Annotated in this window: 12 protein-coding genes and 1 tRNA gene; 7 read left to right on the plus strand and 6 right to left on the minus strand. The window is 64.0% G+C overall.

All coding sequences use genetic code 11. The features are described 5' to 3' along the window. Positions 1–36: 36 nt before the first annotated feature. The 3 genes from FFI89_RS14700 to FFI89_RS14710 form a co-directional block, all read right to left on the minus strand. Complete coding sequence (locus FFI89_RS14700; protein ID WP_138837662.1) at positions 37–2,013, minus strand: diguanylate cyclase domain-containing protein; 1,977 nt, start codon at positions 2,011–2,013, stop codon at positions 37–39. 187 nt (positions 2,014–2,200) lie between these two features. Further along, positions 2,201–3,736 (minus strand): PAS domain-containing sensor histidine kinase, encoded by a 1,536-nt coding sequence (locus FFI89_RS14705; protein WP_138837664.1) that lies wholly within the window; start codon positions 3,734–3,736, stop codon positions 2,201–2,203. An 83-nt stretch (positions 3,737–3,819) separates the two neighbouring features. Continuing rightward, the gene (locus FFI89_RS14710) at positions 3,820–4,671 is read right to left on the minus strand and encodes a LysR family transcriptional regulator (protein WP_138837667.1); all 852 of its coding nucleotides are present in this window, start codon (positions 4,669–4,671) and stop codon (positions 3,820–3,822) included. Between the two features lie 121 nt (positions 4,672–4,792). Here FFI89_RS14710 and FFI89_RS14715 point away from each other — a divergent pair, with 121 nt between their 5' ends. Beyond that, positions 4,793–5,221, plus strand: coding sequence for a 4-oxalocrotonate tautomerase family protein (locus FFI89_RS14715; protein WP_138837668.1), 429 nt, complete (start codon positions 4,793–4,795; stop codon positions 5,219–5,221). A 9-nt stretch (positions 5,222–5,230) separates the two neighbouring features. On the opposite strand, the gene lipB is transcribed toward FFI89_RS14715, so the two are convergent. Then, complete coding sequence (lipB, locus tag FFI89_RS14720; protein WP_138837670.1) at positions 5,231–5,959, minus strand: lipoyl(octanoyl) transferase LipB; 729 nt, start codon at positions 5,957–5,959, stop codon at positions 5,231–5,233. A 64-nt stretch (positions 5,960–6,023) separates the two neighbouring features. On the opposite strand from lipB, the gene FFI89_RS14725 reads away from it, so the two are divergent. The 3 genes from FFI89_RS14725 (at position 6,024) to FFI89_RS14735 (ending at position 7,024) form a co-directional block, all read left to right on the plus strand. Next, positions 6,024–6,266, plus strand: a complete 243-nt coding sequence (locus tag FFI89_RS14725; protein WP_074814426.1) for a FliM/FliN family flagellar motor switch protein — start codon at positions 6,024–6,026, stop codon at positions 6,264–6,266. Positions 6,267–6,364: 98 nt separating this feature from the next. After that, positions 6,365–6,449, plus strand: a tRNA-Leu gene (locus FFI89_RS14730). A gap of 200 nt (positions 6,450–6,649) precedes the next feature. Next, positions 6,650–7,024 carry a hypothetical protein gene (locus FFI89_RS14735; protein ID WP_138837672.1) on the plus strand — a complete coding sequence of 125 codons (375 nt, stop codon included), beginning with the start codon at positions 6,650–6,652 and terminating at the stop codon, positions 7,022–7,024. Positions 7,025–7,046: 22 nt separating this feature from the next. On the opposite strand, the gene FFI89_RS14740 is transcribed toward FFI89_RS14735, so the two are convergent. Continuing rightward, positions 7,047–8,411 carry a polysaccharide deacetylase family protein gene (locus FFI89_RS14740; RefSeq protein ID WP_138837674.1) on the minus strand — a complete coding sequence of 455 codons (1,365 nt, stop codon included), beginning with the start codon at positions 8,409–8,411 and terminating at the stop codon, positions 7,047–7,049. Between the two features lie 210 nt (positions 8,412–8,621). Continuing rightward, positions 8,622–9,416: a polysaccharide deacetylase family protein gene (locus tag FFI89_RS14745; protein ID WP_138837676.1), complete on the minus strand. Its 795-nt coding sequence runs from the start codon at positions 9,414–9,416 to the stop codon at positions 8,622–8,624. Between the two features lie 107 nt (positions 9,417–9,523). On the opposite strand from FFI89_RS14745, the gene mgtE reads away from it, so the two are divergent. The 3 genes from mgtE (at position 9,524) to FFI89_RS14760 (ending at position 12,320) form a co-directional block, all read left to right on the plus strand. After that, the gene (mgtE, locus tag FFI89_RS14750) at positions 9,524–10,960 is read left to right on the plus strand and encodes a magnesium transporter (protein ID WP_138837678.1); all 1,437 of its coding nucleotides are present in this window, start codon (positions 9,524–9,526) and stop codon (positions 10,958–10,960) included. Positions 10,961–11,045: 85 nt separating this feature from the next. Next, the gene (locus FFI89_RS14755) at positions 11,046–11,417 is read left to right on the plus strand and encodes a DNA-binding transcriptional regulator (protein WP_138837681.1); all 372 of its coding nucleotides are present in this window, start codon (positions 11,046–11,048) and stop codon (positions 11,415–11,417) included. An 84-nt stretch (positions 11,418–11,501) separates the two neighbouring features. Then, complete coding sequence (locus FFI89_RS14760; RefSeq protein ID WP_138837683.1) at positions 11,502–12,320, plus strand: aldo/keto reductase; 819 nt, start codon at positions 11,502–11,504, stop codon at positions 12,318–12,320. The last annotated feature ends 16 nt before the right edge of the window (positions 12,321–12,336 follow it).

Consider the following 12,336-nt stretch of genomic DNA (forward strand, 5'->3'; position numbering starts at 1 on the left):
GCTCACCTGTCATAAAAATCAGACGGCTGAAGCCGTTTACGTGCGGGCGAGGTCGATGCGTTGGCGCGGCTCATTCTGTTCGCCTGCGGGGCCTTGCGGATCGGGCTGGATCGATGCGGCAGCGACGTATCGCAGGTCAAGCGCGGAATAGACCACGCTGCGGTTACGGCCGAGGCGCTTGGCTTCGTAGAGCGCGGCGTCGGCTTCCCCGACCAGCACGGATTGGTCGAGCGTGGCTGATGTCCTGGCGGCAATGCCGGCGCTGATGGTGACATAGCCGCGGTTGGCGGCGGCGTTGGTAATCCCCAGCGCCCGGACGGTCAGCCGGATGGACTCGGCGACCCTTAGCGCGGCGTCCTCCGACGTGTTCGGCAGCACGACCGCGAATTCCTCGCCGCCGTAGCGGGCCGACAGGCCCGAAACGGCCGCCATCGCGTCGCCGATCACCTTGGCGACGGCCTGCAGGCAGCGGTCGCCGGCCTGGTGTCCATAGGTGTCATTGTATCCCTTGAAATTGTCGATATCGAACAGCAGCACGGCGATCTGGTCGCAAGCTTCATATTCCCGGCGCAGGAAACTATCGAAGCTTCGCCGGTTGGTCAGCCCGGTCAGGCCGTCGGTCGCCGCCAGCTGGGTCAGGCGGCGGTTGAGCAGGTTGACCTCATCCTCCATCCGCTTGCGTTCCGTGACGTCGCGGAGCACGCCGACAAACTCCGCTTCAGTCGGATCGTCACTTTGCGATGCCATCTTGAAGTTGATCTCGACCCACGCGATTGAGCCATTGAGGCGGAACATCCGGAACATCACCGTGCTGACGCGTCCCGGTTCGGCCAGCCGTGCGCTTGCAGTCCTGGAGCTCTCCTTGTCGTCGGGATGGATCAGATCGAAGCATGATTTGCCGACCAGGTCCTGTGCGCGCAGCCCGAGCACGGGTTCGACCGAATGGGAGACGAAGCGAAGAATGCCGCGGGCATCGATCAGGATGATGACGTCGGCGATGTGGTTGGCAAGCAAGCGATAGCGGGCCTCGCTCTCCCGAAGCCTCCGCTCGGTCCGGATACGAAAGCGGAACTGGGACGAGAGCACGGCGGCGAGCAGGACGATGATACACAACAGCACGCCCGCGACCAGCGCGTCGGTGCGTAACGTCGTCAGCCATCCGGAAAGCAGCCAGTCCTCGGACATCGCTACCGTGACGACTACGGGATATTGCGGCGTTTCCTCGTAGCTGAAATATTTCACGATGCCGTCGAAGGGCGAGATAATCTTGTAGGCGCCGACGGAACTCAGCCGGAGATGCTTTGTGAACAGGTCCGTTTTCGACAGATCCGCGGTCGCATCCGAGTGCGGCCAGCGAATCAGAACGGTCCCGTCGCTCCGGATCAGGGTGATGCCGCCATCGGGACCGAGCTGGAACAACCGGTAGAAGCCGTTGAAATAGTCGCTGTCGATGGCGGCGGTGAGCACGCCGGCAAAACTGCCGTCCTGGTGCTCGATGCGTTTGGAAAGCAGGATCGTCGGCCGCCCGGTCAGGCGCGACTGCAGTGGCTCGCTGATGCGCAGCGCCTGGCCGGACGTGTCGCGATGGAAGATGAAGTATTTGCGGTCGGCATTGTTGTGATGCGGCGTCTGCGGCAGCGACGAATACCGCCACTCGCCGTTGGCGTCGAGCACGCCGATCTCGCGCAATTGCGGCAGCGTGGCGACCGTTTCCGCCAGGTATTTGTTGAACCGTTCCGGCAACGGGTCCTGATACCTCAGCAGGCTGACCATGGCGGTCAACGCGATGTCCGCCGCCTGAATGGTATGGGCGGCGTGCTCGGCCAGCGAGTGGGCGAGGTTTTGAATGTCGGTATTGCCGCGTGCCAGGGTGGCCGTCTTGGCTTCGAGCGCCTTCCAGACCACGATGCCGACGATGCAGGCGGTCATCACAAGCGCGAAAATGATCACGACCGCTCCCGGCGTAACCCGCCGCAGCGGCCCGCCGGAACCGGACTGACCTCGATCGCTCATCTCTCGCCTTGTCGGCCGTGGCCGGCCATTCCAACCGGTGGCTAAACGCGCGCCGGAATCTAACGGCCGAGAGGTGCCAATGAGGTTAACAGGTCAATCAGGAAAACAACGGAGGAAGGGCCGGCGTTGTTCCTCCGCGCGGAACTGGAACACTTCGGATGAGGGGCCGATCCGCGATCGGGATCGATCAGTCTTCGCCCGCCCGCGGCAATTTCGCGATCGCCTGGCTCAACTGGTGAATTTCATAGGGCTTGCGGAGAATGGGAAAATCGCCGCGCACGCTCGCGGCGGCGTTGCTGTAGCCGGTTGCCAGCAGGATCGGAAGGTCGGGCCGGATCGCCCTCAGGCGGCGCGCCAGGTCAAGCCCGTCTATTTTGCCCGGCATCACGACGTCGGAGAACACGAGGTCGACTCCGTTGTGCTCGATCGCGCGGAGGGCTGCTTCGGCATCGTCCACGCGGTGGACGGTATAACCGAGCTGCTCGAGCAGATTGGCGCTGACGGTCGCAACCTCCGGATTGTCTTCGACGAGAAGCACGGTGCCGCTGCCGCCGGTCTCGACGCCATGGCTTTGGTCGACCGCCGCACTGACATCCTTGCGCGGCAGCAGGATCGTCATCTTCGTGCCCTTGCCGATTTCACTTGCGACCCTGACCGTCCCGCCGGCCTGGTGCGCGAAACCGTGGACCTGCGAAAGTCCAAGCCCCGTCCCCTTGCCGATCGGCTTGGTCGTGAAGAAGGGATCAAATATCCGGCTCAACACATCCGGTGCGATGCCTATTCCGGTGTCCGCGACGGAGATGGCGACGTAGTCGCCGGCGCAGGCTTGCTCGTCGAGCGTAAGGTTGTGCGCCGAGATCGCAATGACGCCGCCGCCGGGCATCGCGTCGCGTGCGTTGACGGTGAGGTTGACCAGTGCCGTCTCGAACTCCGTGACGTCGACGACAACCGGCCAGATGTCCCGCGCGAGGTCGAATTGCAGCGTCACGGTGCCGCCGACGCCGGTATTGAGAATCTCGTGCACGGCATTGATCCGGGCGGCGACGTCGATGGCCTCGGGATTGACGCTTTGCCGCCGCGCGAAGGTCAGTAGCTGGCTGGTGAGAACGGCGCCGCGCTTGGCGGCCGTCTCGATCGCCGTCAGCGCGCGCAGACGTCCGGCTTCGTTGTCGTTGCCCTTCTTCAGCGTATGAAGACTGCCGCTGATGACCATGAGAAGATTGTTGAAATCGTGCGCCACGCCGCCGGTGAGCTGGCCTAGCGCCTCGAGCTTCTGCGACTCCGCCAGTTGCTGTTGCATCCGTTCGAGCTTGATCTGGGCCTCGCGGCGCTCGGTGATGTCGCGGGTGATCTTGGCGAAGCCGACGAGCCGGCCTTGCTCGCGGATGGGGTCGATGACGACGCTGGCCCAGAAGAAGGAGCCGTCCTTGCGGACGCGCCAGCCGTCCTCTTCATAGCGGCCCTGTTCCGCGGCAATCCGCAAAGCGCGCTTCGGCTTGCCATTGGCGCGGTCGGCTTCGGTATAAAAGCACGAGAAATGACGGCCCAGAATCTCCGCGGGCGAATAACCCTTGATCCGCTGGCCGCCGCTGTTCCAACTGGTGACGATGCCAGTCGGATCCAGCATGTAAAGCGCATAGTCGGCAACACCTTCGACCAAGAGTCGGAAACTACGTTCGCTCTCGAACAGATCCCGTTGCTGCTGTTTGTCTTTTCCGGACATCTGCGCCCCTGTCTAAGGTGCCGAAACGCACAGCGCGTGGATTCGTTCCGACCGCCTGGCAATTTGTTCTGCCGAAGACGCGGCTACCCCGTTGCCGCGCTTCGAAACGTCGCCGCCAGTATCCGCAATGCCGCCAGCTTGGCGGGGTCGCTGACCCTGGAATGCAGCATCACTTTCGAGGTTCCAAGTCGCGGCAGCCGCTCGGCCGATCCGATATCGATGAGGCCGGCAGGCGCAATCCGGCGGGCGAGCGGGGCAACCGCCAGTCCCGCCAGGGCCGCGGCGGCTACGGCCGTGACACCGCCGCCGACAAACGTCTCGTTCCAGGCGATGCCGGCCTTGTCGAGCGCGCGGACGGCGATCGCGCGCACGCCGCAGGGCGGCGCCAGCGTTGCCAGCCGCAACGGCTCGCCCCGGCGCCGGGCGAAACGCTTGGCGGCGAACCAGCCGAATTCATCGACCGTCAGCTTCTCGCCGCCGCGCCGGCTGCCTTCCTGCCGTACCACGATCGCGTCGAGTTCGCCGGCATCGTAGGCATCGACGATCGCGCGCGAAAAGCCGATCGTGACGTTAAGCGCCAGTTGCGATGACATCGCGTGCAGCCGCTCGAGCAGCGGCACCAGCTCCGGTCCGCCGGCGTGGTCGCTGATCCCGAGCGACAAAATCTGCCGCGCTGGCTTCTCGCCGGACAATGCGCGGTCGTGCGCCTCCATCAGCGTGCGGGCGTGATGCAGGAATGCCTCGCCGTCGGCGGTCAGTCCCACCGACCGCGGCGAGCGTTCGACCAGCCGCTTGCCGACCACGGCCTCGAGCCGCTGCAGTTTCAGGCTGACCGAGGCCTGGGTGGTGCCGAGCGCTTCGGCCGTGCGGGTGAAGCTCTGCAGTTCGGCGACCAGCAAGAAGGCCTGCACGGTATCGATGTCGAGGGTGCTCATGTCATCATGAATAATAGTTATCACTGTTATGAAGAGAGATAAGATACCAAAATGACGCTGGCAGGTCTAGTTGGAGGTGGCGCGGTCGATAACGCGCGAAGCAAGCCCACGGAGAACGATCATGCCGCTCATTACCGTCACCTATTCGAGCTTTCGGAAAGCGCCGTCGCTGAAGGCCGAGATTGCGTCCGCCGTCAGCGATCTGACCGCTGACATCCTGCACAAGGATCCCAGGGTCACGGCGGTTATCGTCAAGTCGGTCGACGCCGCTGACTGGTTCGCCGGCGGCAGGTCGCTCGGGGAACAGAGCCTCGCCAGCTTCTGGCTCGACGTCCATGTCAGCGAAGGCACCAACACCAAGGACGAGAAGGCGGCCTATCTTGCCGCCGTCTTCAAGCGCATGGGCGAACTGCTCGGGCCGCTGCATGAAGAGAGCTACGCGCATGTCGACGAGGTCAAAGGCGATGCCTACGGCTTCGGCGGCCTCACCCAGGAGCGTCGCTACATCGCCGGCAAGCTGGAAGTCGCGCCGCAGAAGGCCGTGGCGTAAGACCCCACGCTAGACCGTCGCTTCCGGCAGGCGCGCGCTCGTCGCGCCGAACACGTCCGCAAAGGCCTGCCGGAGCGCGACGTCGACGTCATGCATGGTCACGGGAAGGCCGAGATCGACCAGCGAGGTGACGCCGTATCTGACGTCGGTGACGCCGCAGGGCACGATCGCCTGGAAATGCGACAGGTCCGGCTCGACATTGATGGCGATGCCGTGGAACGACACCCAGCGCCGCAGGCGTACGCCGATCGCGGCGATCTTGTCTTCATGTCCGGCGCCCTTGTCGGGCCGGCGGACCCAGACGCCGACACGATCCTCGCGGCGCTCGCCACGAACGTTGAAGGCATCCAGCGTACGGATGATCCATTCTTCGAGGCCAGCGACATAGGCGCGCACGTCCGGCCGCCGCTGCTTCAGGTCGAGCATCACATAGGCCACCCGCTGGCCGGGACCGTGATAGGTGAGCTGGCCGCCGCGTCCGCTGGTGAACAGGGGGAATCGCGGATCGAGCAGGTCGTCCTGCCTGCCGCTGGTCCCGGAGGTGTAGAGCGGCGGATGCTCGAGCAGCCACACCAGCTCGGACGCCTTTTGATCGGCGATATCGGCGGCGCGGGTTTCCATCGCGGCGACGGCCTCGGGGTAGGGCACGGGATCAGCCTCAATCCGCCATTCGACGTCCGCGCCGCCCGGGGGCCGCGCGAAGGTCGTCAAATCAAGGCTTTGGCGGTCATTAACCATTGGCTAACCATAACGTGGTCAGTTGGAACCCAACAGATCTAGTTCTCGGTTTGGTGGTTCAGAAGTGGCGACCCTCGATAAAGTCAGCGTCGATCTCATGGTGGTGCTCGGCACCACGACAATGCCCGTCCACCAGGTCATGCGGCTGTCCCGCGGCGCCATCATCGAACTGGACGCCACCGAGGCGGACGAGGTCAAGATCCTCGCCAACAACCTGCCGGTGGCTTCCGGCGTCGTGCTGGTCGATCGCAACCGTATCGCGGTCGAAGTCAAGCAAATGCTGCCGAAATTGCCGGGTGTTAGGTAGTTATTTCAGTCGCAAAACCGCCTTGTCCCCCCATCTCTGATTTGTTACATCGGCGCCGTTGATCCGGCAGGCCTTCATCCTTCCAGCCGGTATCCCAAGCGCTCGTGGCGGAATTGGTAGACGCGCTGCCTTGAGGTGGCAGTGAGTAAAATCGTGGGGGTTCGAGTCCCTCCGAGCGCACCACAAAATCATGCAGTTTGGGTCTAACCCAATCGATTCGGCGAGCTCACGGGCTTGTCCGCGGCGTCGCGATTCCTTGGGGGCAAGGGGATGTCGAAACCTTACTGTAACACCGTTCGCGTAACCTGACCGGACCCGCCTGCTGGTGATTCCAGCCCGCTCACCGCAGTTCGGCACTTCCAAGACCATCCCGGAGCACTTGCATGCTGTTTCTGAGCTACGCCTACCGATTCCTGTCCAATTTCGTGTTCCTGGCGCTGGTCTATCTCGCTCTGAATTTCCTGGAAAAGTACCAGCATCGTGTCGTCGTCGCGGTTCTCGTGCTGGTCTATGCCGGCATGCACGCCGCATCGGCGCTGCGTTCGTTCCATTTCTTTCAGCGCATCGAGCGGCTGGAGATTGAGGCGCGCCGCCTGGTGGCTGCCTTGGGCGAGGGGCCCACGTCGACCTCCGCGCGCAAGCAGATCGTCACGGATGTCAGCGCGCTGCGCCATGCCGGCGAGATGAAGTCGTATATCGACTTGCTGTTTCTCGCTCTCGTCATCCTGCTCTGCATCACCAAGATCGTGACGAATTGAGCCGGGACGCCTTGCTGTTGCGCTAGCGCTTCTTCAGGCCGGCAACCCTGACCGAGCGTGGCTTCTTTTTGCCTTGCACCGCCTGCTTGGGGCCGGCCTGTGCGGCGTGTGGGGCCTGCTGTGCGGCGGGCTTGACGGCCATCTGCCCGCCATGCGCCTGCCGCGCCAGAGCGCCGCGCGCCTGTCGATGGAACTTGCCGGGCTGCACCGGAGCCAGCTTGGCTGAGGCTTCGGCTTCAAGCGCCGCCTGCGCGGCTTGTTCGGTGCGGCGCAGGGTTCCCAGCATCGTCACCCCAGTCGATTCCGGAATATTGAACAGGCTCGCGGCCGGAACCGGCAACGCCGCAGCGGCCCCATTTTGTGCGAGAATCATGTCCCGCGGCCACTGCGTCCTCTGCGCCAGCGGGACGCCACGCATACGGCGGGTCAAGATGCCGAGCTCGGCGTCGCGCCAGTCGAAATCGAACCAGGCAGGGGTGGGGAGCGCTGCCGTGGCGGCATAAACGAAATTCGGAATTTTCGGCCAGCGCGAAATCGCCACCGTCTCCGAGGTCGGATGCAACTGCCATTGCTGCGGCTCGGTCGGGGTTGCCGGCCGTTCCGGCGTCGCCGGCACCACGTGAACGATGCGATAGCCGCGCGCTTTCAGGGTTTGCAGGATCTTGGGCAGGGCGGCCACCGTGCGCGCCTGGATGTCGTGCAGCAGCAGAATGCCTTTTCCCTTGGCCTCCAGCCGCTGGATCGCGAGATCGTAGACGCGCTGCGGGGAGACGCGCCGCCAATCGTCGGCCGGAAAATCCGCGCTCCAGACCTGAATCCCCTTGGATTCCGCGTAGGCCTCGATGGCGTCATTGCGGCCGAGGCCGGGAATGCGGAAGAACGGCGCGGGCGCGGTTCCGTCGGCGAGTGCCGCCGTTACGGAGGCAATGCCATCCTCGATTTCCTTTTGCGCGCGGTCGATCGGCATCCGCTGCATGTTCGACGGATGGCTTTGGGTGTGGGTGGCGACGGTGTGGCCGGCGTCCCGGACTTTGCGCACGCCTTCCGGATTGGCCCTGGCCTGTTGTCCGACCAGGAAGAACGTCGCCTTCGCGCATTGGTCGGCGAGAATTTGCAGAATCTGGTTGCTGTTCTTCGGCAGCGGGCCATCGTCGAAGGTCAGCACCACCTCATGATCTCTGAGCGGCAGCGTCTTGGCGTATTGCATGGTGCCGATGATGGGATATTCGCGCGGATCGACCACCAGTGTGCGCGACGTGCCGAGCGCATCGGGATGGCCGGGGCAATCGGCAGCCAAAGCAGGCCGTGCCGGGATCGAAGCCAGCACGCCCAGGCACAGCGCGGCCGATATCCGGCCCCTGCGCCCCACACCTACGCTCGCAATCATAGAACCCCGGCTTCATTCCAAAGTGGACGCAAATTTCTACCTGTAGCGCCATGAATGACGCCTTAACCGTCCGAATTCCACCCCTAATTTGACCGCTGGTGACGATCCGGACCCAACGGGGCGCGACAGCAACAGGTGGAGTCCGGGTTGCCGGAAAGATGATGCCCAAACAATGAGATCAGATCATGATCCGATCCATTGCATCATGATCTAGCGCGCCTTGTCAGCGACGGTTTTCGGCGGGGCTGCGACCAGATGGACCACGCGGTAGTGATTGTCGCGGAGGTAGCGCAAGAAGGCCGGCAGCATTGCCGCGGTCTGTGCCTTGGGGTCGTGCAGCAGGATGATGCCCTTGCGGGCGATATTGAGCCGTTCGGTGAGCAGCTTCAGCTCCTGCTGCGGCGTCATCTTGTTCCAGTCGCTGGCCCAGAGGTCGGCGCCGAACACCGCAATGGCGCGTTTTTCCAGATTGTCGAGCGTCCGGGGCGTCATTTCGAAGTAGGGGAAGCGAAAGAACGGCGTCGTCGGGGTCGTAGTCGCGGCGCCGTGAAGGGCCGTCTCCACCGCCGCGATGCCCTTGTCGATCTCGGCGTCGGCAATTTCGGGCTTGGTGTGTTTGAGATTGCGATGGGTCCAGGTGTGATGCCCGATGGTATGGCCCTGGGCCGCCATCGTTCGCACCAGTTCGGGATGTTCCGAGGCTGATCTTCCGATCAGGAAGAACGTCGCGTGCACGCATTCGTCCGCCAGCGCCTTCAAAATCTTCGAGGTCGTCGCCGGCCACGGCCCGTCGTCGAAGGTCAGCACCACCTCGTGATCTCCGAGCGGCAATGTCTGCGGAAAGCTCTTCAGGCCCACGCGGGGCGAGGTCGCGGGGTCGACCGCAAGAATGCGTGAGGTGCCGAGCGCGTCCTTGCGCGCGCAGTCGGTTGCCTGCGCTGCCACGATCGTGGCGAATAAGGCGGCGACGGCCACGCACAGCGTCTTGATCGACTTCCCGGTCATTCCAAGTTCTACATATTTGTCATTGCGCTGGGCATTGCCGATTGGGTAATGCGTGCTGCGATAGCTCAGACGAGTTCTCTCATTCTGTCAAACCGGCGAGGCGCGGCATGGCCGAGAATATCGACGTGGCCCAACCCGCCAAGGCGCGCGCCGGCGACGCCGCCGTGCTCGACCATCTCCAGATGCGGGATCAAGACGGCCAAATCCGTCAGGAATTTGTCGAAGAGATTACGCGTGCCATCCGGGCCGGCGAAGCGCCACAGCTGCGTGAAGTCGTCGCGGAACTGCACGAGGCCGATCTCGGCGACCTGATCGGTGCGCTTGAACCCGAGGACCGCGTCAATCTGGTCGAATTGACCGGCACGGATTTCGACTTCTCGGCGCTGAACGAGGTCGATGACGCCGTCCGCGAGGAAATCCTCGAGGAACTCGAACCGCAAACGGTCGCCGAAGGCGTTCGCGAACTGGAATCCGACGACGCCGTCGAACTGCTCGAGGGCCTCGACGAGGAGGACCAGGAAGAGATCCTGGAAAAGCTGCCGCCGTCCGAGCGCGACGCGCTGGAGCGCAGCCTGCTGTATCCGGAAAACTCCGCCGGCCGCCGTATGCAGTCCGAATTCATCGCGGTGCCGCCGGACTGGACCGTGGGGCAGGCGATCGACTACATGCGCGACACGCCCGATCTGCCCGACCGCTTTTATGAAATCTACGTGGTCGATTCCGATAAGCACTGGCAGGGCGCGGTGTCGCTTGACGCGCTGTTGCGCGCGCGCCGCCCGGTCATGATCAGCGATCTCATTGACGAGGACCGCCGTCGCGTTTCGGTGCTGGACGACCAGGAAGAGGTCGCCCGGATGTTCGGCAAATACAATCTGGTCGCAGCCCCCGTGGTCGATACCACCGACCGTCTGGTCGGCGTCATCACCATCGACGACGTCGTCGACGTCATCGAGGAAGAGGCCGACGAAGACCTCAAGGCGCTCGGCGGCGTCACCAGCGACGAAGAACTGTCCGACAGCGTCTGGACCATCGCGCGGGCACGGTTCAACTGGCTGCTGGTCAATCTTGCGACGGCCTTTCTGGCATCCTCCGTGCTCGGCCTGTTCGAGGGCCAGCTCGAGAAGATGGTGGCGCTCGCGGTGCTGGCGCCGATCGTGGCGAGCCAGGGCGGCAACGCCGCAACCCAGACCATGACGGTGGCGGTGCGGGCGCTGGCGACCCGCGAACTCGGATCCAAGAATGCCATGCGGGTGGTGATGCGCGAGGCGATGGTCGGCCTCGTCAACGGGCTCGCGTTTGCCGTGATCACGGGCGTTGCCGCCGTGGCCTGGTTCAAGATCCCCGGCCTCGGCATCGTGATCGGCCTTGCCATCATCTGCAACCTGGTCGCCGGCGCGCTTGGTGGCATCCTGATCCCGATGGTGCTGGAGCGGGTTCGCGCCGATCCGGCGGTGGCATCGGGCACCTTCGTCACCACCATCACCGACGTGGTCGGCTTCTTCTCGTTTCTCGGCATCGCCACGCTGTGGTTCGGGTTGCAATAGGGATACGCGCCAAACCGAAAGACCCATCATCGTTAAGTGGGCCTTAAGGCGCATCGCCGATCATGTCGGGCCTACGAGGTCGAACATGCAGCGCCTGCGATTGAAAGCGGACGGACGGATCGTCGAATTGCGCGACGGGCAGGAGTTTCCGCTTGCGCCGGCGACGTCCGGGCTCGCGTCAGCGATGCCCGGGCTCGCGTCAGCGATGCCCGCCGAGGCTTTGACCGCCGGGCCCTGCGAAGCCGCCGCGTTACCTGCGGTGCGCGATTTGCGCCGCCGCGCGCGTCTCACCCAAACCGAATTCGCCAGCCGGCTCGGCGTACCCGTCGAAACCATCCGGAACTGGGAGCAGGGCAAGCGCGCCCCGCGTGGACCGGCACGGGCATTGCTCGCCGTGATCGCCCATTCGCCGGACACCGTGTTCGCGGCTTTGGCCAGCGAGCCGTCGCCCGCCTAATTCTTCCGCTGCGCCCGAAGACGCCGCGAGTTGGCACCGCTGCCGCGGCGGCTCATAATGGGCGCTCGATGTGAGAGTACCCGTATGAATTTTGTCGAGGCCAATGGCGCGAAAATTCCGGCGATCGGGCTGGGCACCTGGGAATTGCGCGGGCGGACCTGCGCGCGCCTCGTCGAGCAGGCGCTGCGGCTCGGCTATCGCCATGTCGATACCGCGCAGGCCTACGACAACGAGCGCGAGGTAGGAGACGGCCTGCGCGCCTCCGGCGTGAAGCGGGACGAGATATTCCTCACCACCAAGATCTGGACCACCCACTTCAAGCCGAACGATCTTGAGCGATCCGCCAAGGAGAGCCTGGCAAGGCTGCGCCTGACCGAGGTCGACCTGCTGCTGCTGCATTGGCCGAACCCGCAGGTGCCGCTCGCCGACACGCTGGGCGCGCTGGCGCGGGTCAAGAGCCAAGGCTTGGCGCGCCATATCGGCGTGTCCAATTTCACGGTGGCGCTGATCGAGGAGGCGGTCGCGGTATGTCCGGAGCCGCTGGTGTGCGACCAGGTCGAGTATCATCCCTATCTCGACCAGACCAAGGTCAGGGAGGCCTGCGCGCAGCACGGCATGGCTGTCGTGGCCTATAGCCCGGTCGCCAAGGGCCGCATCAAGAACGACCGCGCGCTGTTGCGGATCGGCGATCGCTACCGCAAGACCGCGGCGCAGGTTTGCCTGCGCTGGCTGGTGCAGCAGAATGTCGTGGCGATCCCGCGAACGTCGAAACTGGAACGGCTGTCGGAGAACATCGAGATCTTCGATTTCGAACTGTTCGAGGACGACATGAAAGCGATTTCCGCCATGGGACGCGCCGACGGCCGGCTCACCAATTTCGGTTTCGCGCCGAAATGGGATTGAGGCAAAAAGCCAAAAA

This window comes from Bradyrhizobium sp. KBS0727, assembly GCF_005937885.2.
GTDB lineage: Bacteria > Pseudomonadota > Alphaproteobacteria > Rhizobiales > Xanthobacteraceae > Bradyrhizobium.